This is a genomic window from Sphingomonas hankookensis (genome assembly GCF_022664465.1).
In the GTDB taxonomy this organism is placed as follows: domain Bacteria; phylum Pseudomonadota; class Alphaproteobacteria; order Sphingomonadales; family Sphingomonadaceae; genus Sphingomonas; species Sphingomonas hankookensis.
Genome location: NZ_JAKREV010000002.1, coordinates 211,050 through 237,242, shown reverse-complemented (window position 1 = coordinate 237,242; position 26,193 = coordinate 211,050). Strand labels below are relative to the sequence as shown.

Here is a 26,193-nt window from a genome sequence, read left to right as displayed (position 1 = left end):
TTCCAACCAGTTTCAAACCCTGTGCCGCGTGGTCCATACCACATGATGGAACGCGGCCATGGGGATTTCGGACGACAGTCGGCGGCGGACACTGGTCCGGCCGCCTAAAGGTAAGGTGGTGGCAATGAAGGCGGCGCTTCCCAGGATCAAACATGTCCGCGCGTTCACCGTGCGCGGCGGCGGGGCGGATTATCACGACCAGCAGGGCTATCACTGGATCGACGATCACATCGCGACGCCGATGAGCCGCTATCCCGAATATCGCCAGTCGCGGCAGAGCTTCGGCATCAACGTGCTCGGCACGCTGATCGTCGAGATCGAGGCGGAGGACGGCACGATCGGCTTCGCGGTCACGACGGGCGGCGAACCGGCGTGCTTCATCGTCGAAAAGCACCTTGCCCGCTTCCTCGAAGGCCGGTCGCCGACCGAATATGAGAAGATCTGGGACCAGATGTATTTCTCGACCCAATATTATGGGCGCAAGGGATTGGTGGTGAACGCCATTTCCGGCGTTGACCTCGCGCTGTGGGACCTGCTCGGCAAGCTGCGCGACGAACCGGTGTATCAGATGCTGGGCGGCGCGGTGCGCGACGAACTGCAATTCTACGCGACCGGCGCGCGGCCCGACCTAGCCAAGGAGATGGGCTTCATCGGTGGCAAGATGCCGCTGCACCACGGCCCGGCCGAGGGTGTCGAGGGCCTCAGGAAGAACATCGCCGAACTCGCCGAGATGCGGTCGCGCGTCGGGCCGGACTTCTGGCTGATGTGGGATTGCTGGATGGCATTGGACGTCGATTATGCGACGCGTCTTGCCCATGCCGCGCACGAACACGGCCTGAAATGGATCGAGGAGGCGGTCAGCCCCGATGATTATTGGGGCTATGCCGAACTGAAGCGCAATGCCCCCAAGGGGATGCTGGTCACCACCGGGGAGCATGAAGCGACCCGCTGGGGCTTCCGTATGTTGCTGGAGATGGATTGTTGCGACATCATCCAGCCCGATGTCGGCTGGTGCGGCGGCGTCACCGAATTGCTCAAGATTTCGGCGCTGGCCGATGCGCGCGGCAAGTTGGTCGTGCCGCACGGGTCGTCGGTCTACAGCTATCACTTCGTGGTCACCCGCCACAATTCGCCCTTCGCCGAATATCTGATGATGGCGCCGGAGGCCGATCATGTGCAGCCGATGTTCCATCCGCAGTTGATCGGCGAACCGATTCCGGAGAACGGCCGGATACGGACCAGCAAACTCGACGCGCCCGGCTTCGGGGTCGAGCTGAACCGCGACCTGACCATGCACCGCCCCTTCGAACACTGAGAGAAACCGCATGAAATTCTGCCGCTACGGAACCCAGGGCAATGAAAAGCCCGGCATCGTCGATGCGAACGGCCAGATCCGCGACCTGTCGGGCGTGGTCGACGACATCACCGTTGACAGCATCGCCGGATTGAACGTCGATGTGGACAGCCTGCCCGCCGTTCAGGGCGAACAGCGCTACGGCGTGCCGGTCAAGGGTATCGGCAAGATCGTCGCGATCGGGCTGAACTATGCCGACCACGCCGCCGAATCGAACCTGCCGGTCCCGGCCGAACCGATGATGTTCATGAAGGCGCTGTCGTCGCTGACCGGCCCCAATGACGAGGTGATGATCCCGAAGGATTCGACCCATACCGATTGGGAAGTCGAACTGGCCGTCGTGATCGGCAAGACCGCGCGCTACGTGTCGAAGGAGGACGCGCTTTCGCATGTCGCGGGCTTTGCGATCGCCAACGACGTGTCCGAACGCTTCAACCAGAAGCAGCGCGGCAGCCAGTGGTCGAAGGGCAAGGGCCATGACAGCTTCTGCCCGGTCGGTCCTTGGCTGGTCACGCCGGACGAGGTGGGCGACCATCAGGACCTCGACATGTTCCTCGACGTAAACGGCGAGCGGATGCAGACCGGCAATACGAAGACCATGATCTTCGACGTCGCCGAACTCATCTCCTATGTCAGCGAATATATCACGCTGTATCCGGGCGACCTGATGATCACCGGGACTCCGCCGGGCGTCGGTGAGGGCAAGAAGCCGAACGCCATCTACCTGAAGGCGGGCGACACCATGAAGCTGGGCATCGCCGGGCTGGGTGAGCAGAACCAGCAGGTCGTTGCATGGCGCAACCTGGGCGACGCGGTGCTCGGATGACCACCTATTCGGGGCGGTTCGCCGGACGGAACGCGATCATCACCGGCGGCGCGTCGGGGCTGGGCCTCGCCGTCGCCGAGCGGATCGTCGCAGAAGGCGGGCAGGTATCGGTGTGGGACATGAACCCCGCGCTGGAGGACAACTGCCAGCGTGAGGGGCTGCACGGCGTCCGCCTCGACGTATCCGACGCAGCGGCGGTCGCGGCCGCTGCCGAGGATAGCGTGAAGGCGTTGGGCAAGGTCGACGTCCTGATCTGTTCGGCCGGCATCACCGGGGCGACCGTGCCGGTGCACGAGTTTCCGATCGACAGTTGGCTGCAGGTCGTGAACGTCAACCTGAACGGGCTGTTCTATTGCAACCGCGCAGTTGTCCCGCATCTTCTGGCGAACGGGTACGGCCGGATCGTCAACGTCGCCTCGGTCGCGGGCAAGGAAGGCAATCCCAACGCCAGCGCCTATTCGGCGACCAAGGCGGGGGTGATCGGCTTCACCAAGTCGCTGGCCAAGGAACTGGCCGGCAAGGGGGTGATCGCCAACGCGCTGACCCCCGCGACGTTCGAAAGCCCGATCCTCGCGCAATTGCCGCAGAGCCAGGTCGATTACATGCGTTCGAAGATCCCGATGGGGCGGCTGGGCGAAGTCGACGAAAGCGCGGCAATGGTGTGCTTCATGGCCAGCGAGGAATGCAGCTTCACGACGGGGTCGGTGTTCGACACGTCGGGGGGGCGGACGACGTATTGAGGTTTACCCCCTCCCAAAACCCGTTTGCTTCGAGCGCAGGTTCGAGCTTGTCGAGAACCGTAGTCGAGAAGGGGTGCCTCAAACAGGGTGTTCTCGACAGACGCTTCTCGACAGGCTCGAAGCTTCTCGAACCGAACGGGTAGGGGGTACGGGCGGCAGGACGCATGGGACGTAATTACGATGACCAAACTCCCCTTCATCGACGCCCATGTCCATCTGTGGGACCTCGACCATATCCGCTACCCGTGGCTGACGCCGCCCTTTGCCAATGACGGCCCAAACGGCTCGGTCGAGCCGATCGCTACCACCTATCTCCTCGACGACTATCGCGCCGACGCCGGTGAATGGGACGTCCGCGGTATCGTGCATATCGATGCCGGTGCCGCCCCCGAAGCCGCGCTCGACGAAACGCGCTGGCTACAGGCGATGGCCGACCGCGACGGCATGCCGAACGCGATCGTCGCCTTCGCCGACCTGTCCGATCCGCAGGTCGATACGCTGCTTGGCCGCCATGCCGCGCACCCGAACGTCCGCGGCATCCGCCACATCGTCAACTGGCACGCCGACCCCCGCCGGACTTATACCCCGCGCGACGTGACGCGGGACGAGGCATGGGGCAGGGGGTATGCCCGCCTGGCCGCATATGGTCTGGGCTTCGACCTGCAGGCCTATCCCGGCCAGTTCCCCGGCCTTACCCGCCTGATCGAACGTCATCCGGGAACGCCGGTGATGATCGACCATATGGGCATGTGCGTTCCGGGTGAGGAAGGCGAATGGCGCGAAGGCCTCGCCGCGCTCGCGAGGCTGCCCCATGTCGCGATCAAGCTGTCGGGGATCGGCTTCACCCACCGGCCCTGGGAGCTCGAACAGGCGCGAGAACTGGTGCTGACCGCAATCGACCTGTTCGGCACCGACCGGGCGATGGTCGCCAGCGACTTTCCGACCGACCGGCTGTTCGGCAGCTTCGCCGCGACGCTCAGCGCGTATGATGCGATCACCGCGGATTTTACCGATGCCGAACGCCGCGCGATGTTCGCCGGGAATGCCAACCGGCTTTATCGGTTGGGCCTGACGCTCTAAGGTCCGGGATCACCCTCACCCTTCCGGCGCTGTGCGCCTCCGTCCCTCTCCCAGCGGGAGAGGGAAAAAGAAGCCGGAGTGAGGGCGACCTACTCCCTGCTCGCCGCCGCCACCGGGTTGTTGCCCCATAGCCGGTCGTAGCGCCAGCCCGACAAATCCTCGACTACGGCCTTGTTGTGCGGTTCGGGCGGGGCGGGATCGCAGGCGCGCAGCCGTTCGATCTCGGCCATCAGGATCGCATGGGTGGTCGGGTCGAGCCGGAAGCGCAGCGACACCAGGATGCCCGCCGTCAGCACGCCCAGCGTCCCGATCCCCATCAATGCGGCGATCGTGTTCACCGCCTGCGCCGTCTGCGTCGTGGCGCCCGAGACGAAGCCGCCCGCCTGGATGATCAGGCCCACGCCAGCCACCGCCGCTGCCTGCGTCGCCTTGCGCACGAAGGTCATGACCCCGGCAAAGCTCCCCTCGCGCCGCTGCCCGGTCACGATCTCGTCGACATCGGCCATGTAGTTATAGGTCGCCCACGGGATGTAATTCAGCGCACCGCGCCCCAGCCCAGCCAGCGCGATGGCGAGGTAGATCAGCGGACTGGTCGCGGTCACGCCGCCGCTCCACAGCGACAGCAGCACGACCACGCCGAGTCCGAACAGCACCGCCGCCACGCGGTAGGCGAAGGCCGGCGACGCGCGCAGCGCCACGTTGATCGCGACGACCACCGCGACGAACTGCACGATATACATCGTCCCGAGCAGCCCCGACGCCATCGCGGTCGTGCCGGCCAGCGCGAAGATCACGAAGAAGGTGAAGGCGGCGTTGAAGATATCCTGGCTGATATAGCCGCCCAGATACATGCCGAGATGCAGCCGGAACGCACGGATGCGCATCGTCGAGAACAGGTTGCGGTACAGGGCGCGAAATGCCGATCCGACGCCGGCACCGTTCCGCCCCGCCACCATCGCCGGCAACGGGCGCTCCCAGCTGAAGCGATACAGGAACGCCGCGGTCGCCATGAACAGCGCGGCAAAGATCAGCCCCATGTAGAAGAAGGTCGATGCGCTGTCGCGGCCGAGATAGTTGATGAGCCACAGCGGCAGGAACCCGGCAAGGATCGCTGCGGTCTGTCCGAACAGGATGCGGAAGCCGGCGAACTTCGCCTTCGATTTGTAATCCGACGACATTTCGGCGGCGAGCGTCTCGTACGGGATGATGACCATCGCGTAGACCAGCTCGAATCCGACATAGCTGACGAGATAATACCAGAACGACATGCCCGGCAGCCACATCAGCGCGAAGCTGGGAAGCAGCGGGATCGCCGCGAGGATGAAGAACCGCCGCCGCCCGAACCGCCGGCCAAGCGCGGTATGGCCGAAATGATCGGACATGTAGCCGATCAACGGCGATGCGACCGCGTCGAGGATACGCGCGACCGCGAAGATCATCGCCGCCTGTCCGGCGGTCAGCCCGCAGAACTGGGTGTAGAAGATCAGCACCCATCCGGAGATGACCGCCATCGACCCCGCGCCCAGCACGTCGTTCGAACCATAAGCGAGATAGTTGATCAGCCGGACGGGACGTTTGGCTGGCGGGGCGGATGTCACGCTTGCGCTCTCCTTTCGCACCGTCCGGGCTTGTCCGTGCCGGGCTGTCATGCTCAATATGTGGTTCGATATCATACTATGTGGAACACCCACAAGCGTCGAGGACGATTGCAATGCGGATACCGACCCTTTTGACGGCGATGGCGGTGCTAATCGGCAGCGCACCGTCGCTGGCGCGTCCGACGGTGGAATGGGTCGACAAACTGACCGGCCACCGCGTGGTCCGCATCAGCACGCAGGCCGACAGCACAAGCCTGTATTTCCACCAGAACAGCTATACGCCGCAGGGCGATCGCATGGTTGTCAGCGTCCCCGGCGGCATCGCCACCGTCGACCTGAAGAGCTGGGAGCTGAAACCGCTGGTGTCGGGGAAGGGGATCACGCTGCTGTTCACCGGACGCCGCACCCGCACCGCCTATTACGCGACGCAGCTGCGCAACGACGGCAGCGGGCCGTCGTCGGTCTTCGCGGTCGACATCGACAGCGGACGCAGCCGCAAGGTCGCCGACGTGCCGGGCGGGTCGATCGGATCGATCAACGCCGACGAGACGCTGCTGCTGGGACAGGTGGCGCTGGGCGAGGGGGCGCTCCGCCCCGACGGCACGCGGCAGGACCAGCGCCACACGCCCGGCCGCGTCGTCGGACCGGGCGAGGCCGATTACCGCGCGACCCGCGCCGACGGCACCCCCTACAGCTTTGCCGAGGCGAAGGAGCGCCGGCTGAACGAACGGCTGGAGGCGGGGATACCGATGGAGATCTTCACCATCGACCTGCGCACCGGGCAGCGCCGCGTCGTCACCGCCTCGACCGACTGGCTGAACCATATCCAGTTCTCACCCACCGATCCGCAGCAAATCCTCTATTGCCACGAGGGGCCGTGGCACAAGGTCGACCGCATCTGGGCGATCCGCACCGACGGTACGGGCAAGCGCCTGCTCCACACCCGCACGATGAACATGGAGATCGCGGGGCACGAGTTCTTCTCGATGGACGGCAAGACCGTCTGGTACGATCTGCAGACCCCGCGCGGCGAGGTGTTCTGGTTGGCCGGCGTCGACCTCGCGACCGGGCGGCGGCACTGGTACAAGGTCGATCGCAACCAATGGTCGGTCCACTACAACCAGCTGCGCGACGGCCGCCGCTTCTCCGGCGACGGCGGCGACAACGAAATGGTCGCGCACGCCCCGGACGGCAAATATCTCTACCTCTTCACGCCGCAGGCGATTCCCGACGTCGCCGATATCCATGCGGCGAATGCCGACCGGCTGATCGTGCCGGGGACGCTGAAGGTCGAGAAACTGGTCGACATGCGCCGTCACGACTATCGCCTCGAACCCAACATGACCTTTACCCCCGACGGCAAATGGGCGGTATTCCGCGGCAATTTCGAGGGCGCGACGCACATCTATGCGGTCGAACTGGCCAAGACCGCGGGATGACGTAGAGGTGCGGGGGTACGCGTGGCAAGCAATGCGCCTCGCGCTCCTGCATTGCATTCGGCTTTATAGGATGTCGATCAACCCTGACCTGGCAACGACCCCGTCTGTCGCAACGCCTCGCCCAGCGCGAGGGCGGCGGCGGTGGCGAGGTTCATCGAGCGGACCTCGGCCATGATTGGCAGCTTCAACGCTACATCGCATACAGCAGCGACGTCGGTCGGCACGCCGGCGCTCTCCTTGCCGAACAGCAATATGTCGTCGGCGGCAAAGGCAAAGTCATAGGCCGATTGCGTGGCCTTGGTCGTGAACAGGATCGTGCGCGCGGTGCCGGTGGTGGCCCGGAACGCGGCGAAATCGGCGTGGCGCGTCACCGCAACATGATCGATATAGTCCATCGCCGTCCGCCGCACGCGACGATCGTCCCACGCAAATCCCAGCGGCTCGATCAGGTCGACCGCAACGCCCAGACAGGCGCCCAGCCGCAGGACGGCCCCGACATTGCCGGCGATTTCCGGTTCGTAAAGCGCGATACGCATCGCGTGTGCTTGGCGCGTCGCGAACGGCGGCGCAAGCGGAACGCGGGCTCTTCGCTGTGAATGATCCTGTCGGGACAGGCGATATCGACCCGGCGGATGGTGTCCTTCCTGCAGGCGGCGAGCGGCGATCGTAGCGCGCGGCAACGGCTGTCGAAAATCCCTTGAACTGAACACGTTGCCATTCGTTGTCGCGTCTACGCGATCGTGCAGGGATGGGCTTTCCACGCGCAGGACGGGGGCAATGGGATGAGAAGTATTGGTATCGACGGTTGCGGTAAGCGCGCTTGAGTAGCGGCGCGATCGCGATTTGCATCCCGGCGCGCGACGAAGCGAAGCGGCTGCCCCAATTGTTCGATGCACTGGAACGGCTTACCGTCCCGGCGCAAACGGCCGTCTTCGTCAGCCTGTTGCTCGACGGGTGCGAGGATGCGAGCGCGGCGCTGGCCGCGATCTATCGTGCGCGATCGCGGCACCGGGTGGTCGTGACCTCGGTCGATCGCGAACCGTCGAACGCCGGTCGCGCCCGCGACCGCGCGATGCGGCACGGGATCGATGCTGCGGGACAGGGCGCGATCCTGCTGAGCACCGACGCGGACAGCGTGCCGGCACAGGACTGGATCATGGCGATGGTCGCCGGGCTGGAGCGTGCCGATCTGGTGACGGGCGATGTGGTGCGGGCCGGGCATGGCCGGGCGCCCGAACAGGATCGGATCGAGGCGTATTACGCACGGTTGTTTGCCCTGCGGCGGCAGGTCGACCCGGTGCCGTGGGAGGCGGTGCGGCCCCATCATCATGCCAGCGGGGCGAATATGGGGCTGCGCGCGGCGAGTTATCGGGCGCTCGGCGGCTTCCTGGCGGTGGAGCGTGGCGAGGATGCGCGGCTGGTCGACGATGCCGCACGCGCCGGGTTACGGGTGCGACGCGATGCGGCGAGCATCGTGCACACGTCCGACCGGCGGGTCGGGCGCGCGCGGGGCGGGCTGGCGACCGTGCTGCACGAGATCGACCGGCGCGGGCTCGACGGGGTCGGCGTCGCGCATCCCGCCGACCAATTGTGGCAATATCGGATGCAGGGGCTGGCGCGGGCGAGTTTCGCGGTCGAGGCGTTCGAGCCGCTGGCGGCGCGGCTGGGCCTGACGCTCGATCATGTCATCGGGGTGGCGCGCGACTGCCCCAATGCGGAGGCGTTTGCGATGCGGGTCGTGCCGGTACCGCCCGGCGGCATGCGCCACGTTCCGTTCCTCACTGCCGAGGCGACGCTGTGCGCGCTGACCGCGAGCGTTGGAAAGGCGGCGTGAGCGTGATGCGGGATCGGCTGGCAGCGCTCAGCGAACAACTGGACGGGGTGGCGGACCCGCAGGATGCGGTGGCAATGCTCCGCCTGTTGCGGACGCTGTACGCGGTCGGGCGCGATGACCTGCCGCTGGGGAGGCTGTTCGAGGGGCATGTCGACGCGATGCAGATCGTATCGCGCTATGGCAGCGCGGCGCAGCGCGAACGCCTACGCGGCGCGGTGCTGGGCGTGTGGAATGCGGACCTGCCCGGCGATCCGCTGCGGCTGGAGGGCGAGCGGCTGGCGGGGGGCAAGAGCTTCGCGTCGGGCGCGGGCATCCTCAGCCATGCGCTGGTCAGCGTCGATGTGGCGGGCGGGCGGCAGTTGCTGCTGCTCGATCTGGCGCGCACCCCGCCCGCGATCGATCGTTCGTTCTGGCGCGTGGTCGGCATGCAGCGGTCGGATACGCATCAGGTGCGCTGGGCGGGCGAAGCGATCGCGCCCGGCGACCATGTCGGACAGCCCGGCGACTATATCCGCGAGCCGTGGTTCAGCGGCGGGGCGTTGCGCTTCACGGCGGTGCAGGCAGGCGGGATCGCCGGACTGGTCGATGCGACGCGCGATCATCTGGTCGCGACGGCCCGCGCCGACGATCCGCATCAGGCGGGGCGGCTTGCGCGGCTGTACACGCTGGGCATGGCGGCGGCCGATGCGGTGCGACGCGCCGCCGATGGATGGTTCGGTGACGAGTCGGCGCGACTGCCGTTGGTCGCCGCCGCTCGCGCGGCGGTCTATGCCGCGGGGGGCGAGGCGGTGCTGGTCGCGCAGGAGGCGGTCGGGGTCTCGGCGATGTTCGTCGACCATCCGCTCGCTGCGAAGATCACCGACCTGTCGGTCTATCTGCGCCAGCCGGGCCCCGATGCGCAGCGGATGCAGGTCGGCGCAGCGGTGGCAGCCGGCACGCTCACGGTGACGCTGTGATCCGTGCGCTGCTGGTGATCGCGCCGCATCCCGACGACGAGACGATCGGCGCGCACACGCTGATGATGCGGTTGCGGCGGCGCGGCGTCACGGTGCGGGTGATGATCGTCAGCGACGGGGCGGGATCGCATCGGGGCAGCGCGCGCTGGCCGACGCGACGACTGGTGCGCGAGCGGCAGCGCGAGAGCCGGCGGGTGTTGCGCAGGATCGGGATCGGGGCGGGGGATGTGCGCTTCCTCGGCCTGTCCGATGGCGCGCTGTACGAACATGCCGGAGCGGTGCATCGCGCGGTCGCGCGAGCGGTCCGGGGCTTGCCGCGCCCGGCGATGGTGCTGACCCCGTCGTTGCTGGACGACCATCCCGACCACCGCGTCGTCGCGGCGGCGGCGGCGCGGCGGCAGGCGGGCGTGCGGTGGCGGACCTATCCGGTCTGGCCGGCGGGACAGCGTCTGCCCGGCGCGCGACCGATCCAGCTGAGCGGGCAGGAGCGGCTGATGAAACGGCATGCGATCCGCAGCTATCGTACCCAGACCGGGCGGATCACCGACGACCCTGCGGGCTTCGCGCTGACCGCGCGGCAGATCGCGGCGTTCAGCCGTCCGCAGGAAGTCTTTGCCGAGGCGCGGCGATGAAGCCGATCGACCTTGCCGGGTTCGAGGCGACCTTTGCCGCCGATCCCGATCCGTGGCGCACCTTCCACGACCGTGACGAAGCCGCCAAGCGGCAGGCGATCCTGACCGGCATCGGGCCGGGGCCGTGGGGGCGGGTGCTGGAACTGGCGGCGGGCAACGGATCGAACAGCGTGGCGATGGCGGGGCGCGCGCTGCGGCTCGACGCGACCGAGGCGACCGCGAACGGCACGCGGCTGGTGCAGGGCGCGCTGGCGGACCGGCCACGGGCGCGGGCGATCCGGCTGGCGGTACCGGGCCGGTTGCCGCGGGCGCGCTACGACGTCGTGGTCGTGGCGGAACTGCTCTATTATCTGTCGCCGCGTGCCATGCGGCAGGTCGCGCGGGACGTGGCAGCGGCGCTGCGGCCGGGCGGGGTGCTGGTGCTGGCGCATCACCGCATCGATTTCCACGACTTCGCCCAGCACGCCGAACCGCTCCACGGCAAGTTTCTGGGCGAGAGCGGCGCCCAGTGGCGGTGCCGCACGGTTCGGCGGAACCGGCGCTGGCGGGTGGATACGTGTCGCCGGATGTGACGCCGGGCCGAAACGGACCGTCGCCCCTGCAGCCATTGCCGCCGGCCCCCGGCTGCGGCAGGTTGGCGAAAACCAATGCGGAGCCCCGGATGATGAAGCGCCTGTTCCTGTCGACCCTGTTGCTGTCGGTATCCGCGGTCGCCGCGTCGGCGCAGACGGCCACGCCGACCTTCGACGTCAAACGCATCTCGCGCGATATCCAGACGCTGTCGAGTGATGCGTTCGAAGGGCGCGGGCCGGCGACGGCGGGCGAGGAAAAGAGCATCGCCTATATCGCCGAGCAGATGAAGGCGGCGGGACTGCAGCCCGCGGGCGACAAGGGCAGCTGGTATCAGAACGTACCGTTGCTGAAGGCCGATATCGTCGGCACCCCGACGCTGTCGCTCAAGACCGGGGGCAAGACGCAGGCGCTGACGCAGGGGAACGAGATTGCGGTCCGCGCGGCGCTCAACGGGCAGAAGTCGGTCGCGATCGCGGATGCGCCGCTGGTCTTCGTCGGCTACGGCGTGCGCGCGCCCGAGCGGCAATGGGACGATTTCAAGGGCGTCGACCTGCGCGGCAAGATCATGGTCGTGCTGATCAACGACCCCGATTTCGAAGGCGGCGAGGGGAAGTTCGGCGGCAAGGCGATGACCTATTACGGCCGCTGGACGTACAAGTACGAGGAAGCGGCGCGGCAGGGCGCGGCGGGCATCCTGATCGTGCACGAAAGCGCGCCGGCGTCCTATGGCTGGGCCACGGTCAAGAATTCGAACACCAACACGATGTTCGACATCGTGCGCGGCGACCCGACCGCGTCGCACCCGGCGATGGAGGGCTGGATCCAGCGCGATCTGGCCGTGCAGCTGTTCAAGCGGTCGGGGCTGGATTTCGAACAGGCGAAGGCGGCGGCGCGGCGGGCCGATTTCCGGCCGATGCCGCTCAAATCGACACTCGACGCGCGCTATGCGGTGAACAGCCAGGTGATCACCTCGTACAACGTCGCCGGGGTGCTGCCGGGCACGCGCCATCCCGACGAAACGGTGATCTATTCGGCGCATTGGGACCATCTGGGCATCGGGCAGCCCGATGCGAAGGGCGACCGTATCTATAACGGCGCGCTCGACAATGCGTCGGGAGTGGCGGCGTTGCTCGAACTGGCGCGGGCCTATGGCGCGGGTCCCAAGCCCGACCGGTCGGTGCTGTTCCTTGCGGTGACGGCGGAGGAAAAGGGGCTGCTGGGCTCCGAATATTACGCCGCCAATCCGCTCCGGCCGCTCGCGACCACCGCCGGGGTCATCAACATGGACGGGCCGTTCGCCGCCGCCAGGACGCGCGATTTCAGCATTTCGGGCAATGCCAAGCTCGACCTGCTGACGATGCTGACCGAGGCGGCGGGCACGCAGGGCCGCCGCTATACCCCCGATCCGAAGCCCGAAGCGGGAAGCTTCTACCGTTCCGACCACTTCCCCTTCGCCAAGCGCGGCGTGCCGGCGGTGTCCTATGACGCCGGGCAAGACCTGGTCGTCGGCGGCACGGCGCGCGGCAAGCAGCTGGCCGACGCCTATACCCGCGACAAATATCACCAGCCCGCCGACGAGTACGATCCGAAATGGGATACCGGCAGCGTGGCGAGCGACCTGGGCATCCTGTACGCGGTCGGGCGGCGGCTGGCCGACCAGCCGGTCTGGCCGAACTGGTCGTCGGACAGCGAGTTCCGTGCGGCGCGCGACGTGACTGCATCCGAGCGCAAACCGCGGTGAGGGCGAAGCGGCGGCGATCCGATCGGTTCTTGACGACGGATCGTCGCTGCTGACAGGACGCAGGCGTGACGACCGCCAAAACCCCCGCCGCGACCAAGCGCGCCTCGCGCAAGGCCGAACAGCGCGCCGAGATGATCGAACAGATTCTCGACGTCGCCGAGGAACTGTTCTCGAAACACGGGCTGTACGGCGTGACGCTGGCCGATGTCGCAGCACGGATCGGCGTGCACCGGACGCTGCTGAGCTATTATTTCCGCGACAAGAAGGAGCTGTTCGATCAGGTCTTCGCCCGTCGCGCGGTGGTGACCAGCGAGACGCGGATGCGCGCGCTGGAGGAATATGAACGCGCCGCGGGCGATGCGCCGACCGTCGAAGGGGTGTTGCAGGCGTTCCTCGACACCGATCTCGACCTGTATATTCAGGGCGGGGAGGGGTGGCGCAACTATGCGGCATTGGGCGCACAGGTCGCGAATACCCCCGAATGGGGTGCCGAGATGATGGACGATTATTTCGATCCGGTCGTGTTGCGGCTGGTCGATATTCTCCAGCGGGCGATGCCCGAATGCAGCCGGACCGACATTTTCTGGGGCTATCACTTCGTCACCGGGTCGTTGATGCTGACGCTGGCGCGGACGGGGCGGATCGACAAATTGTCGGGCGGGCTGTGCCGGTCGGAGGACTTCGTCGCGGTGAAGCAGCGGATGGCGCGGTTCATGGCCGCCGGGTTCCGGTCGATCTGCGCAGGGGGTGCCGCGGATTCTTCCCCCGTGTCGTCGTCACTCCGGACCTGATCCGGGGTCCCGCTTTCCATGGCGGTCGGAAGAAGAAGCGGGACTTGGGATCAAGTCCGGTGACGTTGAGGTTTCGATCCTCGCCACCACCTGTCCCTAACTGAAAATAATACTAACGCTCGCGATAGTGAGTGTTGACATCGCCCCGGAACCTGCAATGATCCGGGGATCGAGGACCGGCGCGAACAGCCGGCTTCGCTCAGGAGAGTGAGCATGCGGGTTTCCTATTCTGCGTCGGTGTGCGCCGGCGCGCTGGCGGTGATGTCGGTATCGTCGGCCTTTGCACAGGACGTCGCGACTCCGCCGGCCGAGCGGACGTCGGACCAGTCGGGGCAGGAGCCGCACCGCGACCGTGGGGCGACCGAGAGCCCGACCGACGAGATCGTCGTCACCGCGACCCGCCGTGAAGAACGCATCCAAGACGTGCCGATCAGCGTCACGGCGTTCCAGCAGGGCGAGATGACCCGCGAAGGGATCGTCGGCTTCGAAGGTATCGCACGCGAGACGCCGGGTGTGGTGCTCAATCGCCCGACCCAGAATTTCAACAACTTCACCGTGCGCGGCATCGCCACCAACGGTTATGGCGCGAACCTGCAGAGCACGGTCGCGGTCTATATCGACGAACTGCCGGTCTCGACGATCGGCAATACGACGGTGGTCGATCCGAACCTGTTCGACGTCGAGCGCGTCGAATTCCTGCGCGGGCCACAGGGAACGCTGTTCGGATCGGGTTCGCTGTCGGGCGCGATGCGCATCCTGACCAAGAGCCCGAACCTCCGGAATTTCGATACCGCGGCGGTCGTCGACCTCGGACTGACCGGCAAGGACAGCTTTCGCCAGCGCTACAATGCGATGGTCAACGTGCCGATCGTCGAGGACAAGCTCGCGCTGCGCGCGGTCGGCTTCTATCGCGACGAGGAAGGCTATCTCGACAATGTCGGGACCGGCGTGAAGAATTCGAACACGCTGATCGACTATGGCGGGCGCGTGATCCTGCTGGGACGGCCGACCGACCGGCTGTCGGTGCGGCTGCTCGCGTCGTACGAGAATAGCGATCCCAAGGATTCGTCGCTGACCAGCCCGTCGCTGGGGCGTGAAAAGCGCGTGTCGGACCAGCCCGACCGCTTTACCGGCGTGCAGACCATCCTGAACGCGACGATCGACTACGACTTCGATTTCGCGCGGCTGACCAGTTCGAGCACCTATTCGGATTTCGACCAGAAATTCTATGCCGATCTGGCCAACACCTTCGGCGGGGCGATCGCGTTCGGGCTCGATGCGAATGCCTATGACAAGGTGTTCGTGCAGGAAACGCGCCTTGCCTCGACGTTCGAGGGGCCGTTGCAGTTCGTCGTCGGCGGCTTCTATCTCGACCGTCGGCGCGACGTCGATTTCTTCTACCGCTCGTCGTTGCCGTTCCTGCAGGCGCGGGGGATCACCGGGCTGCCCGATCAATATTATCAGAAGCAGTATACCCATCAGTTCAACCGCGAACTGGCGGGGTTCGGCGAGGTGACGTATCGCTTCTCGCCTCAATTCTGGCTGACCGGCGGCCTGCGCTATGGCCGGATCACGGCGCAGGGCTTTACCGAGGCGGGGGGCTACAACAGCGACTATTTCGTCGCGGCGCTGACCGGGCGGCGCGGACCGTTGACGCTGACGCCGTATCAGGCGGCGGAAGGGCGCGAGGCGCGCGGGTCGAAGCCGTCGTACAAGCTGAGCGCGAGCTTCAAGCCGGTCGACCACATCACGACCTATGCGACCTTCGCGACCGGCTATCGCGGACCGGTCATCAACGCCTTTGCCGGACGGGTCAGCACGATCAACCCGGCCGACGTAGTGATCCCCGACGGGGCGTCGTCGGACGACCTGAAAAGTTATGAAGTTGGCGCGAAGGGGCGGTGGCTCGACGGACGGGTGACGATCAACGCCGCCGCCTATGTCATCGACTGGAGCAACATCCAGGTGCAGGCCAATCGCATCTCGGATGCGGTGCAGTTTGCCACCAATGTTGGCGCGGCGCGCAGCAAGGGGTTCGAGGTCGAGATGGCGGTTGTTCCGACCACCGGCCTGGTGCTGGGGCTGAACGCCGCCTATAACGATGCCAAGATCACCGAACTGACCGCCGCAGAGGCCGCGATTTCGGGTGCGGTGATCGGCCACCGGCTGTCGGCGCCGCGGTTGCAGGGATCGTCGTCGATCACCTATGGCTTCGATCTGAAGCCCGACTGGAACGCCAACTTCGCGGTGAATGCGCAATATGTCGGGTCGTTCAACAGCTCGTTCCCCAACGTGCCGGGCAATCCGCGCGCGCGCCTGCCGACCTTTGGCGAAACCGATGAATATGTGAACCTGAACGCCAGCGTCGGGTTGCGCCATGGCGACTGGTTCGGGCAGTTGTACGTCGAGAACCTGACCGACGATCATTCGGTGACGTACATCCACCCCGAAGCGTTCTTTGCTAGCCGGTTCGGCACGCTGCGCCCGCGCACGATCGGTATCCGTCTGGCGAAGGGCATCTAAGCGATGGCGACGATCGCGCCAGCGGCCGGTGCCGCCCCGCCCACGAGCCGCCGCGCGTGGTTCGTCCTTGCCATATTGTGCTTCGTCTATGTGCTGAACTTCCTCGACCGGCAGTTGCTGGCGATCCTGGCGAAGCCGATCCGCGACGAGCTGGGGCTGACCCATGGCCAGATCGGGCTGATCAGCGGACTGTATTTCGCGCTGTTCTACTGCGTGCTGTCGATCCCGGTCGCGTGGTTCGCCGATCGCAGCAACCGGGTGCGGGTCGTCGCGTTTGCCTGCGCGCTGTGGAGTGCGGCGACCGCCGCCTGCGGGCTGGCGGGCAACTACGGCCAGCTGGCGGGCGCGCGGATGCTGGTCGGGGTGGGCGAGGCGGGCGGCGTGCCGCCATCCTACGCGATCATCTCCGACTATTTCCGCCCCGGCACGCGCGGCACGGCGCTGGGTCTCTACAATCTGGGGCCGCCGATCGGCAACGCGCTGGGCGTGGCGTTCGGTGCGTCGATCGCCGCTGCCTATAGCTGGCGCGACGCGTTCATGGTGCTGGGCATCGTCGGCGTCGCCACCGCGGTCATCGTATTCCTGACGGTGCGCGAGCCCAAGCGCGGCGGGCTGGACGTAGCCACTATCACGGTCGTCGAGCGCGCGCCGTTCTGGCCGACCTTCCGCATGTTCTTCACGCGCCGCGTGCTGCTGCTGACCGCGCTCGCCACCGGCGCCAACCAGTTCATCACCTATGCCGCGGCCAATTTCACCACCCTGTTCCTGATGGAGGAAAAGGGGATGACGTTGAACGAGGTCGCGATCTGGTACGCGCTGCTGGTGCTGGTATCGATGGGCGGCGGCATCTTCATCGCCGGGCGGATGGTCGACCGCTTCGTGCCGCGCGACCGGCGGGCCTATGCCTATATCCCTGCGTTCGCGCTGATCGTCGCCGCGCCGTTCTTTGCCGGCTTCATTGCCGCGCCGGGCTGGCCGCTGGCGATGCTGTTGCTCATCCTGCCGATGGGGCTGAACTATTTCTACCTCTCGCCCGCCGTTGCGCTGGTGCAGGAATCGGTGGCGCCGGCGCAGCGGGTGATGGCCGGTGCGCTGCTGCTGCTGGTGATGAACCTGATCGGACTGGGGCTGGGCCCGACCTATCTGGGTGCTGCGAGCGACTGGTTCGGGACTGCGGGCTATGCCCGGCCGCTGCAGATGGCGTTCTACACGCTGCTGCCCTTCTACGCCGTCGCCGTGCTGCTGTTCTTCGCGCTCGGCCGGGCGATCGCCAAGGAAACCGGAGACGTGCAATGATCCGTGCTTGGATATTCGGCGCGGCACTGGCCGTGCTGGCCGGCCATGGGCAGGCGATCGCCGCCCCCGGTCCGGTCGCGACGCTGCCGGTCGGCAAGGTCGAGGGCGTACGCCTCGGCGAGACCGATGTGTTTCGTGGTATCCCCTTCGCCCAGGCGCCGGTCGGCGACCTGCGCTGGAGGCCGCCGGTGCCTGCCACCGACTGGCGCGACGTGCGCAAGGCGACCGAGTTCGCCGATGCCTGCGTCCAGCCGGCGCCGCGTATGGGCAGCATCTATGCCGACCCGCCGCGCCGGATGAGCGAGGACTGCCTCGCGCTCAATGTCTGGCGCCCGCGCAAGCCCGGCACCTATCCGGTGTTCGTATGGGTCCATGGCGGATCGTTGATCGCGGGGTACGGCCATGAATCGATGTTCGACGGGCGGAAACTCGCCGAACAGGGGCTGGTGGTCGTGTCGATCAACTACCGCCTCGGCGTGCTCGGCTATCTCGCCCATCCGGCGCTGAGCGCAGAGAACGATCAGCGCATTTCGGGCAATTACGGACTGATGGATCAGGTCGCGGCGCTGCGCTGGGTCCAGCGCAACATCGCCGGGTTCGGGGGCGATCCTGCCAAGGTGACGCTGGCCGGGGAATCGGCGGGTGCGCTCAGCACGATGTACCTGATGGCATCGCCGCAGGCGCGCGGGCTGTTCCACAAGGCGATCGCCCAGAGCGCCTATATGATCTCGACGCCTGAGTTGCGGACGACCACCAACGGTACGCCCTCGGCGGAGGCAGAGGGTACGCGCGTTGCCGCCGCTGCCGGAGCGATCGACCTCGCTGCCTTGCGCGCGATGCCGGCGGCGACGCTGGTGCAGAAGGCGGCTGCAGCCGGCTATATCCCGTGGGGCAGCGTCGATGGCGTGTGGCTGCGCCGGCAACTGGTCGATACGTTCGATCGGGGCGAGCAGGCGCGGGTGCCGATCCTGACCGGGTTCAACGCCGGTGAAATCCGGTCGCTGCGCTTCCTGTTGCCGCCGGCGCCTGCCGACGCGCAAGCTTATGTCGCGACGATCCGGGCGCGCTATGGCGACCTCGCCCCAACCTTCCTGAAGCTGTACCCGGCCGAGACGATGGCGGAGTCGATGCTCGCGACGACGCGCGATGCGATGTATGGCTGGACGTCGACCCGGCTCGCGCTGCGCCAGACGGCGGTCGGGCAGAACGCCTATCTCTATTATTTCGACCATGGCTATCCGGCGGCGGACGATAACGGGCTGCACGCCTTCCATGCCGCCGAAATCCCCTATGTCTTCGGCACCGCGCGACAGATGCCGCCCTATTGGCCGGCGGTTCCCGATACCCCGCGCGAGCGCGCGCTGTCGGCGGCGATGATCGGGTACTGGACGTCGTTCGCGAAGACCGGGGTGCCGCGTGCCGATCGCGCGCCGGCATGGGCACCCTATGGTGACGGCGCAAATTACATGGCGTTTGCCGGCGAGCCGCGTCCCGGCGCCTATCTGCTCCCCAACATGTATGCGCTGCACGAGGCGGCGACGTGTCGGCGGCGGGCGGCGGGCGATCAGCCGTGGAACTGGAATGTCGGCGTCGCTTCGCCGGTGCTGGCCAAGGCGGGGGGCTGCCAGTGACCCACGCCCCGACACCCGGCGCGATGCAGGATTTCGCGCTGACGCTGGACCGGTTCCTGACCCATGCCGGGAAATGGCATCCGACCGCCGGGGTGGTCACCGCCGCGCCCGACGGCACGACGCAGCGGATCGGCTATGCTGATCTGGAAATGCGGGCGCGGGCGATTTCGGCGGCGCTGGTCGCGCAAGGGATCGGCGTCGGCGATCATGTCGCGACGCTGGCGTGGAACAGCCAGGCGCATGTCGAGACATGGTATGCGATCATGGGGATCGGGGCGGCGTGCCATACGCTCAACCCGCGGCTGACGGCGGCGCAGCTGGCCGACATGCTGGGGCAGTCGCAGGCACGGATCGTGGTGGCGAGTGCCGACCTGATCCCGTTGGCGCAGGACGTGCTGGCGTTGCTTGATGTGCCGCCGATGCTGCTGTCGATCGACGGGGCGGCGGCGGTCGACACGCTCGACACGTTGGTCGAACCGGACGTGGCGGCGGCATGGGGCGGGTTCGATGAGCGCACGCCGTCGGGGCTGTGTTTCACGTCGGGCACGACCGGGCGGCCCAAGGGCGTGACGTACACTCACCGCGCCTGCTTCCTGCACACGCTGCGCAGTTTGCAGGCCGATGTGATGGCGATTACCGCCACCGACCGGGTGCTGGCGGCGGTGCCGATGTTCCATGCCAATGCGTGGGGACTGCCCTTTGCGGTGCCGGCGGTCGGCGCGACATTGGTACTGCCGGGACGCGCGACCGACGGGGCGAACCTTGCCCGGTTGATCGCTGTCGAAGGCGTGACGATCGCGGTCGGCGTGCCGACGGTGTGGCTGGGGCTGGTCGAGCATCTCGATCAGACCGGTGACGACGTGCCGAGCCTGAAGCGCGTCATCGTCGGCGGGGCGCCGATGCCGCCCGCGTTGATGGAACGGCTGGAGCGGCGGCTGGGCGTCACGGTGCAGACCAGCTGGGGCATGACCGAGCTGTCGCCTGCCGGCACCTTCGCCCCGCCCGGAATGGCGGAGCGCGAGGCGTCGTCCTCCGGGCGGCCAGCCATCGGCATCGACCTGTTGCTGACCGATGCCGATGGCATAGCGCTTCCCGAACAGCGCGAGGTCGAGGGGCATTTGCGGGTCCGCGGTGCGGCGGTGGTCGAACGCTATTTCGGGCAGGTCGAACCGGCAACCGATGCGACGGGATGGTTCGCGACCGGCGATCTGGCGCGGATCGGTCGCGATGGCGACCTGACCATCACCGGCCGGGCCAAGGACCTGATCAAATCGGGCGGCGAATGGATCAATCCGGCGGAGATCGAAGGCGTGGTCGGTGCGCTGCCGCAGGTGTCGATGGCGGCGGTGATCGGGCGCAGCGACGTCAGATGGGGCGAGCGGCCGATCCTGGTCGTCGAGCTGCGCGACGGGGAGGACATTCGCGACGACGCGCTGCTGGGCGCGCTGCGCGGGCGGGTGGCGCCGTGGTGGATTCCCGATGCGGTGGTGCGCCTGCCGGCGATGCCGCTGGCCGCCACCGGCAAGATCGACAAGCTGCGGCTGCGTGCCGAGCATGGCCAATGACTTTCAACAAGGATGAGATGATGCAACTTCAGGATCGTGTCGCGATCGTCACCGGATCGGGCGGCGGGCTGGGCCGGACGCACGCGCTGTTCCTCGCCCGCCACGGCGCGCGGATCGTGGTCAACGACGTCTCGGCGGAACAGGCGCAAACGGTCGTGCGCGAGATCGAGGCGGCGGGTGGCGAAGCGATGGCGTTGCCCGCGTCGGTCACCGACGAAGCGGCGATCGAGGCCGGGGTGGCGGCGGTACTGGCGCGGTGGGGACGGATCGACATCCTCGTCAACAATGCCGGCATCCTGCGCGACAAGAGCTTTGCCAAGATGACGATCGACGATTTCCGCAAGGTGGTCGACGTCCACCTGATCGGTGCGGCGATCTGTTCGAAGGCGGTGTGGGAGCCGATGCGCGAGCGGCACTATGGGCGGATCGTGATGACCACGTCGTCGTCCGGACTCTACGGCAATTTCGGGCAGGCCAATTACGGCGCGGCCAAGATGGCGCTGGTCGGCCTCATGCAGACGCTGGCGATCGAGGGCGCGAAATACGGCATCCGCGTCAACGCGCTGGCCCCGACCGCCGCGACGGCGATGACGCATGGTGTGCTGCCCGATGAAAGCCTGTCGCGGCTCGACCCGGCGCTGGTCAGCAACGGCCTGCTGGCATTGACCGGCGAACAGGCGCCGACGCGGGCGATCCTGTGCGCCGGCGCCGGGCATTTCGCGACCGCCAACGTCACGCTGACCAATGGTACCTATATTGGTCACGACGAAGGCGCGGGCGACCGGGTGATCGAGCGTTGGGCCGATATCGATGACCGCGAGGGCGAGGCGGTGCCCGCCTATGGCTTCTTCCAGGCAGAACGCGAGGTCGCCAGCGCGCAGCGTGCCGCCGCTGCCTGAGCCAGCCGGTCGCGTCTGCCCGTACGCAGCGTACGGGTGGGGAACCGAGTAAAAACCCGGGTGGTTCCATAGGCTTGCGTGTTTGCAAGGGGTTGGAACCACTTGATCGCCACACCGCCAGCTGTCGTTGCCACCGTGTCCGTCGAACCGGCACGCGCCGCGCTGCTGGGTGCGATCGATGCCGGGGCGTTGGGGTTCACCCTGTGCGAGATCGGCAACGGCGTGCGGATGATCACCCCGCCCGTTGCCGGGGTTGCCGCCTTCCTCGTGCTTGGCGGTACGCTCAAGCTGCATTCCGATAGCGGCGATGCCCGCGCGCGGTCGGGCCAGCTGGTGTTGGTACCGGCGGGTTGGGCCACACAGCTATCGCCTGCCGGTACGGCACGACACGACCGGGTCGTCGATGGTGCGGCCATCGCGGCGCGGCGCCAGGGCTGGCTGGTCGCCGATGCCCGGCACGACGGCGAAGCGGCGGTAACCGTCGCCGCGGGCCGGGTCGGCGGTACGACGCAGGCGACGCTCAGCGCTCCAATGGTCCTGACGCTTGCGACCGATCGTTGCGCGCGTCAGGCGCTGGCCCTGCTGCGCAACGAAGTCGCCGATCCGCTGGCCGGCAGCATGGCACTGGCCGAAGCGATGCTGAGCGCGTGCATCGTCTATGCCGTGCGCGCGGCAAGCAGCGGCAACCTGTTGGCGAGTGCCGACGCCACCGCACCGCTGGCGCGCGCGGTCGCCCGGGTCGTGGCGAGCCCCGGCGCGGACCATAGCGTGGATTCGCTGGCGCAGGCGGCGGGCATGAGCCGGTCGACCTTTTCCCGCCACTTTACCGCGACCTATGGCACAGGGCCGATGGACTTCGTGCTCGGCCAGCGGCTGGGCGAGGCGGCGACGTTGCTCCGGTCGACCAGCCTGCCGGTAAAGGCCGTCGCGGCGAGCGTCGGGTTCGTCAGCCGATCCTATTTTTCGCGGGCGTTCCGCGCCAAATTCGGCGTCGATCCCACCGCCTATCGCGTGATCCCGTAAGATCCGGTCCCTGAATGACCCAGAACGGTGCCCGATCGCGCCGCCATGGTGCCCCGACGTCCCGATTGCCGCGTTAGAATGCAATAGATTTAGATTACATTGCAACGCAACAATCAACGGTAAATCAACGATCGTTTCGATGGCGTATTAGCGAAAACATCGTCCTACATGGTTGCGATGAGGCAAAAGTGTACCGGAACGGCGCAAGGTCGGCGATGGTTATACTTCTACGATCGCAAAGATCGTGACGATCTTCGCGATCGAAACCATAGGAGCGTATCATGGCTGGACTGACCAACATCTTCGGCGGCAACGACGAATCGAGCACCAGCAACAGCGCAGCCGACTCGTCGGATGTCGTGGGTGATCTGAACACGACGCTGGGCCTCGACGCCAGTTCGTCGCAGTCGAGCTACAACGAGGACGAGGATGGCAACGTCTCTGCACAGCAGAATGACAACAGCCTCGGGCTCGACACGTCGACCGATGGTCTGCTCAGCTCGGTGACCGACTCGTTCAGCTCGAACGACCAGACGACCGAGTAATTCCTTTCCGAACGGGGGCGGACATTATTGTCCGCCCCTTTTCCTTTGCCTGGACGGGAATCATGATCGCCGATCTGCTGCTTCGCCCCGATAATCGACTGCTGGGCGGTGCCACCGGCGATTTCAGCTTGTTCGGCGGACAGCCGACCCCCGGCGTGACCTTTGCCCGCGAGCAGGCGGTGAACGGCCATGTCAGCATCGCCGCCCCTGCCGGAAATGGCACCGCGCAGGCGGCGCCCGCAACCGCTGCTGCTGCGACCTTCTCGCCGGCCGGTTCGATCGACGAAATTCCTGCCGCGCGCAACGACGACGGAGGCGCCCTTTTGAGCGCTGCCACGTCCTCGTTCCCCGCCGCGGCGACCCCCGACAGTTCCGCCCCCACGCTGGACGACCTCGTTCCCACAGCGGTGTCGAGCGGCGGACTAGTCATGGCCGGCCTCGCCGCGCTGGGTCTCGCCCATTCTATTCCCACGCCGTCGGCCGCGACGATCGACGCGGCGCCCAACCCGATGGCGCCAGCCGGCGGCGGCTTCGATGCGCCGACGCTGGATCAGCTGGTACCACAGATCGGTACGCTGACCGCAACGGTTGCGCCGATCGCGGGCGTGGTGAGCGATCTTGCCGATGCCGCGATGCCGGTGACGGACGATGTGGTCGATCCACTCGTTACTGGTGTCGCCGACGCCGTGGACGCGGTCGATCCCGTCCTCGCGCCGGTAACCGACAGCGTCACCCCGGTAGTTGCAGACGTTGCGGACACCGTTGCGCCGGTGACCGGGGGTGTTGCCGCGATTGCCGCGCCCGCAGTCTCAACCATCGCTGGCGTCGCCGCACCGGTCGGAACGGCGCTGGGCGCGACGGTGGAGACTGCGGCGCCGGTGGTGGCTGCGGTAACCCCGGCAGTCGATCCCGTCGTCGATGCTGTGGCGCCGGTAGTGAACGCCGCTGCACCTGCGGTCGCTGCCGTAACCGAAACGGTCAGCCCCGTTACGGCGGCTGCGGCGCCCGCCGCTGCCCCGATCGTCGATGCTGTCCAGCCTGCGGGCCTTGTGGCGCAACCGGCGGCGGAGGCAGTTACTGCCGTTGCCGGCGAAGCGCTGGGCGGCAGTGATCCGGAGGGTGGGGTCCAGACCCTTGTCGGTATGGTAGCGAATGCCGATGCGTTCGACGTGATCGCGCCGGGCACCGCTTCTCCGGAAGAACCGTCGTCCAGCGTGATCGACGATCTGATCGGCGACGTCAGCGAGGTCGCCCCGCTGCTGGGCGATCACGACGGTGCAAGCCACGATGACGGTCCGGACCTGTTCGGTGGCCATGGTTTAGGATGAACGCATGAGCATCACGACCCCCGCCGATGTTCGTCAGGCGCAGGACGCCGCCACCGTCGCGCAGGCGGAAGTCGTCGCGCTCGACAGCGCGGCGCGTGCCGCCGAACTGACGCGCGGCGACGAGTTCGCCTCGGCGCTCAGGCAGTGCAAGCGGCTGATCTGGACCGCGGCGATCTTCAGCGGCGGGGTCAACATCCTGTTCCTCGCCTCGCCGCTCTATCTGGTCGAAGTTTACAACCGGGTGATCCCGAGCGGGAGCATTCCGACGCTGGTCAGCCTGTCGATCGGATTGCTGATCGCTCTGTCGACGATGGTGGTGTTCGATGCGGTGCGCGCACGCCTGCTGATCCGGGCGGCGGCGCGGCTCGACCGCGTGCTGGCGCACCGCGTGTTCGAGGCGATCATCGATCTGGCGCCACGTACCGGCGCCAATGCCCGCAACGCGCAGATGCTGCGCGACCTCGACCAGTTCCGCACCGCATTGGCGGGGCAGGGCGCGCAGTTCTTTTTCGACGTGCCGTGGATGCCGCTGTTCCTGATCGTACTGTTCATTATCCACCCATTGCTGGGCGGGGTAGCGCTGGGCGGGGCGGTGCTGCTGCTGGTACTGGCATGGGTCAACAACCGTGCGACGCGAGAAAGCGCGCGGGTGGCGCAGGAGGCGGCCGGACGCAGCTATCAGTTCACTGACAGCATCGCGCGCCATGCCGGCCCGGTCCGGGCGATGGGCATGGAGGACGCGCTGGCGGTGCATTGGCATATCGACCGCGCGACGATGATGCGGCGACAGGCGGAGGGCAGCGACAAGAATGCCGACATGGCGTCGGTGTTCAAGTTCGTCCGCCTGATCCTGCAAAGCGCGATGATCGGCATCGGCGGATATCTGGTGATCCAGAACCAGCTGCTCGCCGCCAGCATCTTCGCTGCGAACCTGTTGCTCGGTCGTGCGCTCGCGCCGCTGGAGCTGGCGGTCACCGGCTGGCGCACGATCGCACAGGCGGTGGTGGCCGGACGCAACGTGCAGAAGATGCTGAAACTGGCACCGCCGCCCGACCTGAAGGTCGACGTGCCGGATGATCATGTCGGGATCGAGGTACAGGGTGCAAGCTATACCCCACCGGGCGCGAAGAAGCCGGCGCTGAGCGATATCGACGTCACGATCCGTCCGGGTGAGGCGATCGGCATCGTCGGGCCGAGCGGTGCGGGCAAGAGCTGCCTCGCGCGGATGCTGGTGGCGATCACCAGCCCGCAACAGGGCCGCGTGGTGATCGGTGGGGTCGAGGGGCGGCATTGGACGTCCGAAAGCCTGTCGCGGCTGGTCGGCTATCTGCCGCAGACGGTCGGGCTGTTCCCCGGCACGATCCGTGAGAATATCGCGCGGTTCACGCAGGCGAGCGATGAGGATGTCATTACCGCCGCCCGCCGGGCGAATGTCCACGACATGATCATGGCGTTCCCGGACGGTTATGACACGCGCGTGTCGGAGGGCGGCGCCGGCTTGTCGGGCGGGCAGCGGCAGAGAATCGGGCTGGCGCGGGCGATGTTCGGATCGCCCCGGCTGCTGGTGCTGGATGAGCCCAACGCGCACCTCGACCAGGATGGCGAGGAGGCGCTGGCCGCCGCGCTCAAGACGCTGAAGAGCGAGGGCTGCACGATCATCCTCGTCGCGCATCGATTGAACCCCATCGCCCATGTCGACCGGGTGCTGGTGCTGTCGAACGGCGAGTTGCAGCTCGATGGCCCCCGCGCCCGCGTGTTCCGTAAGGTGCGGACCGAGCTGGTCCGCTCGATCGCGCGCGAACCGGTAGGAGCCTGATCC

The 26,193-nt window shown here is 66.9% G+C and carries 22 protein-coding genes; 20 read left to right on the top strand and 2 right to left on the bottom strand.

The annotated features are described in order from the left end of the window. Nucleotides 1-124 precede the first annotated feature (124 nt). From rhmD to MF610_RS06445, 4 genes are all read left to right on the top strand, one after another. On the top strand, nucleotides 125-1,315 hold the full coding sequence (rhmD, locus tag MF610_RS06460; RefSeq protein ID WP_242195288.1) for an L-rhamnonate dehydratase: 1,191 nt from the start codon (nucleotides 125-127) through the stop codon (nucleotides 1,313-1,315). Between the two features lie 10 nt (nucleotides 1,316-1,325). Then, nucleotides 1,326-2,180, top strand: a complete 855-nt coding sequence (locus MF610_RS06455; protein ID WP_242194043.1) for a 2,4-didehydro-3-deoxy-L-rhamnonate hydrolase — start codon at nucleotides 1,326-1,328, stop codon at nucleotides 2,178-2,180. Continuing rightward, complete coding sequence (locus MF610_RS06450; protein WP_242194041.1) at nucleotides 2,177-2,920, top strand: SDR family NAD(P)-dependent oxidoreductase; 744 nt, start codon at nucleotides 2,177-2,179, stop codon at nucleotides 2,918-2,920. The genes MF610_RS06455 and MF610_RS06450 overlap by 4 nt, the downstream gene beginning before the upstream one ends. 180 nt (nucleotides 2,921-3,100) lie before the next feature. Further along, the gene (locus tag MF610_RS06445; RefSeq protein WP_242194039.1) at nucleotides 3,101-4,000 is read left to right on the top strand and encodes an amidohydrolase family protein; all 900 of its coding nucleotides are present in this window, start codon (nucleotides 3,101-3,103) and stop codon (nucleotides 3,998-4,000) included. An 89-nt stretch (nucleotides 4,001-4,089) separates the two neighbouring features. On the opposite strand, the gene MF610_RS06440 is transcribed toward MF610_RS06445, so the two are convergent. Beyond that, nucleotides 4,090-5,598 carry an MFS transporter gene (locus MF610_RS06440; protein ID WP_242194037.1) on the bottom strand — a complete coding sequence of 503 codons (1,509 nt, stop codon included), beginning with the start codon at nucleotides 5,596-5,598 and terminating at the stop codon, nucleotides 4,090-4,092. Between the two features lie 113 nt (nucleotides 5,599-5,711). Between MF610_RS06440 and MF610_RS06435 the strand changes: the two genes are divergently transcribed. Next, the gene (locus MF610_RS06435; RefSeq protein WP_242194035.1) at nucleotides 5,712-7,037 is read left to right on the top strand and encodes an oligogalacturonate lyase family protein; all 1,326 of its coding nucleotides are present in this window, start codon (nucleotides 5,712-5,714) and stop codon (nucleotides 7,035-7,037) included. 77 nt (nucleotides 7,038-7,114) lie between these two features. Here MF610_RS06435 and MF610_RS06430 read toward each other — a convergent pair whose 3' ends face one another. Beyond that, nucleotides 7,115-7,573, bottom strand: coding sequence for a tRNA (cytidine(34)-2'-O)-methyltransferase (locus tag MF610_RS06430; RefSeq protein ID WP_242194033.1), 459 nt, complete (start codon nucleotides 7,571-7,573; stop codon nucleotides 7,115-7,117). Between the two features lie 284 nt (nucleotides 7,574-7,857). On the opposite strand from MF610_RS06430, the gene MF610_RS06425 reads away from it, so the two are divergent. The 15 genes from MF610_RS06425 to MF610_RS06355 all read left to right on the top strand — a co-directional run bounded on the left by MF610_RS06425 (nucleotide 7,858) and on the right by MF610_RS06355 (nucleotide 26,190). Continuing rightward, nucleotides 7,858-8,871 (top strand): glycosyltransferase family 2 protein, encoded by a 1,014-nt coding sequence (locus tag MF610_RS06425; protein WP_242194031.1) that lies wholly within the window; start codon nucleotides 7,858-7,860, stop codon nucleotides 8,869-8,871. A gap of 5 nt (nucleotides 8,872-8,876) precedes the next feature. Next, a complete protein-coding gene (locus tag MF610_RS06420) occupies nucleotides 8,877-9,827 on the top strand; it encodes an acyl-CoA dehydrogenase (RefSeq protein ID WP_242195285.1) in 951 nt (316 codons plus the stop codon). Then, complete coding sequence (locus MF610_RS06415) at nucleotides 9,824-10,459, top strand: PIG-L deacetylase family protein (protein WP_242194029.1); 636 nt, start codon at nucleotides 9,824-9,826, stop codon at nucleotides 10,457-10,459. The genes MF610_RS06420 and MF610_RS06415 overlap by 4 nt, the downstream gene beginning before the upstream one ends. Then, nucleotides 10,456-11,031, top strand: a complete 576-nt coding sequence (locus MF610_RS06410; RefSeq protein ID WP_242194026.1) for a class I SAM-dependent methyltransferase — start codon at nucleotides 10,456-10,458, stop codon at nucleotides 11,029-11,031. Before MF610_RS06415 ends, MF610_RS06410 begins: the two co-directional genes overlap by 4 nt. An 89-nt stretch (nucleotides 11,032-11,120) precedes the next feature. Further along, entirely contained in the window at nucleotides 11,121-12,773 is a 1,653-nt protein-coding gene (locus MF610_RS06405) for a M28 family metallopeptidase (RefSeq protein WP_242194024.1), read from the top strand. 65 nt (nucleotides 12,774-12,838) lie between these two features. Then, complete coding sequence (locus tag MF610_RS06400; RefSeq protein WP_242194023.1) at nucleotides 12,839-13,564, top strand: TetR/AcrR family transcriptional regulator; 726 nt, start codon at nucleotides 12,839-12,841, stop codon at nucleotides 13,562-13,564. Nucleotides 13,565-13,777: 213 nt separating this feature from the next. After that, nucleotides 13,778-16,087: a TonB-dependent receptor gene (locus tag MF610_RS06395; RefSeq protein WP_242194021.1), complete on the top strand. Its 2,310-nt coding sequence runs from the start codon at nucleotides 13,778-13,780 to the stop codon at nucleotides 16,085-16,087. Nucleotides 16,088-16,090: 3 nt separating this feature from the next. Beyond that, nucleotides 16,091-17,383 (top strand): spinster family MFS transporter, encoded by a 1,293-nt coding sequence (locus MF610_RS06390; RefSeq protein ID WP_242194019.1) that lies wholly within the window; start codon nucleotides 16,091-16,093, stop codon nucleotides 17,381-17,383. Then, on the top strand, nucleotides 17,380-19,014 hold the full coding sequence (locus MF610_RS06385; protein ID WP_242194017.1) for a carboxylesterase/lipase family protein: 1,635 nt from the start codon (nucleotides 17,380-17,382) through the stop codon (nucleotides 19,012-19,014). The genes MF610_RS06390 and MF610_RS06385 overlap by 4 nt, the downstream gene beginning before the upstream one ends. Before the next feature lie 23 nt (nucleotides 19,015-19,037). Further along, complete coding sequence (locus MF610_RS06380; RefSeq protein WP_242195282.1) at nucleotides 19,038-20,579, top strand: AMP-binding protein; 1,542 nt, start codon at nucleotides 19,038-19,040, stop codon at nucleotides 20,577-20,579. Between the two features lie 20 nt (nucleotides 20,580-20,599). Further along, a complete protein-coding gene (locus MF610_RS06375; RefSeq protein WP_242195279.1) occupies nucleotides 20,600-21,478 on the top strand; it encodes an SDR family NAD(P)-dependent oxidoreductase in 879 nt (292 codons plus the stop codon). 135 nt (nucleotides 21,479-21,613) lie between these two features. Next, entirely contained in the window at nucleotides 21,614-22,501 is an 888-nt protein-coding gene (locus MF610_RS06370; RefSeq protein ID WP_242194015.1) for a helix-turn-helix transcriptional regulator, read from the top strand. A 281-nt stretch (nucleotides 22,502-22,782) separates the two neighbouring features. Next, complete coding sequence (locus tag MF610_RS06365) at nucleotides 22,783-23,046, top strand: hypothetical protein (RefSeq protein WP_242194013.1); 264 nt, start codon at nucleotides 22,783-22,785, stop codon at nucleotides 23,044-23,046. Between the two features lie 62 nt (nucleotides 23,047-23,108). Further along, entirely contained in the window at nucleotides 23,109-24,374 is a 1,266-nt protein-coding gene (locus tag MF610_RS06360; protein ID WP_242194011.1) for a hypothetical protein, read from the top strand. Between the two features lie 4 nt (nucleotides 24,375-24,378). Further along, complete coding sequence (locus MF610_RS06355; protein ID WP_242194009.1) at nucleotides 24,379-26,190, top strand: type I secretion system permease/ATPase; 1,812 nt, start codon at nucleotides 24,379-24,381, stop codon at nucleotides 26,188-26,190. The last annotated feature ends 3 nt before the right edge of the window (nucleotides 26,191-26,193 follow it).

Bases quoted from the DNA above. Each gene is read 5' to 3' on its own strand.
- rhmD (WP_242195288.1), top strand. From the start codon at position 125: ATGAAGGCGGCGCTTCCCAGGATCAAACATGTCCGCGCGTTCACCGTG.
- MF610_RS06455 (WP_242194043.1), top strand. From the start codon at position 1,326: ATGAAATTCTGCCGCTACGGAACCCAGGGCAATGAAAAGCCCGGCATC.
- MF610_RS06450 (WP_242194041.1), top strand. From the start codon at position 2,177: ATGACCACCTATTCGGGGCGGTTCGCCGGACGGAACGCGATCATCACC.
- MF610_RS06445 (WP_242194039.1), top strand. From the start codon at position 3,101: ATGACCAAACTCCCCTTCATCGACGCCCATGTCCATCTGTGGGACCTC.
- MF610_RS06435 (WP_242194035.1), top strand. From the start codon at position 5,712: ATGCGGATACCGACCCTTTTGACGGCGATGGCGGTGCTAATCGGCAGC.
- MF610_RS06430 (WP_242194033.1), bottom strand. From the start codon at position 7,573: ATGCGTATCGCGCTTTACGAACCGGAAATCGCCGGCAATGTCGGGGCC.
- MF610_RS06420 (WP_242195285.1), top strand. From the start codon at position 8,877: ATGCGGGATCGGCTGGCAGCGCTCAGCGAACAACTGGACGGGGTGGCG.
- MF610_RS06410 (WP_242194026.1), top strand. From the start codon at position 10,456: ATGAAGCCGATCGACCTTGCCGGGTTCGAGGCGACCTTTGCCGCCGAT.
- MF610_RS06405 (WP_242194024.1), top strand. From the start codon at position 11,121: ATGATGAAGCGCCTGTTCCTGTCGACCCTGTTGCTGTCGGTATCCGCG.
- MF610_RS06395 (WP_242194021.1), top strand. From the start codon at position 13,778: ATGCGGGTTTCCTATTCTGCGTCGGTGTGCGCCGGCGCGCTGGCGGTG.
- MF610_RS06390 (WP_242194019.1), top strand. From the start codon at position 16,091: ATGGCGACGATCGCGCCAGCGGCCGGTGCCGCCCCGCCCACGAGCCGC.
- MF610_RS06385 (WP_242194017.1), top strand. From the start codon at position 17,380: ATGATCCGTGCTTGGATATTCGGCGCGGCACTGGCCGTGCTGGCCGGC.
- MF610_RS06380 (WP_242195282.1), top strand. From the start codon at position 19,038: ATGCAGGATTTCGCGCTGACGCTGGACCGGTTCCTGACCCATGCCGGG.
- MF610_RS06375 (WP_242195279.1), top strand. From the start codon at position 20,600: ATGCAACTTCAGGATCGTGTCGCGATCGTCACCGGATCGGGCGGCGGG.
- MF610_RS06365 (WP_242194013.1), top strand. From the start codon at position 22,783: ATGGCTGGACTGACCAACATCTTCGGCGGCAACGACGAATCGAGCACC.
- MF610_RS06360 (WP_242194011.1), top strand. From the start codon at position 23,109: ATGATCGCCGATCTGCTGCTTCGCCCCGATAATCGACTGCTGGGCGGT.
- MF610_RS06355 (WP_242194009.1), top strand. From the start codon at position 24,379: ATGAGCATCACGACCCCCGCCGATGTTCGTCAGGCGCAGGACGCCGCC.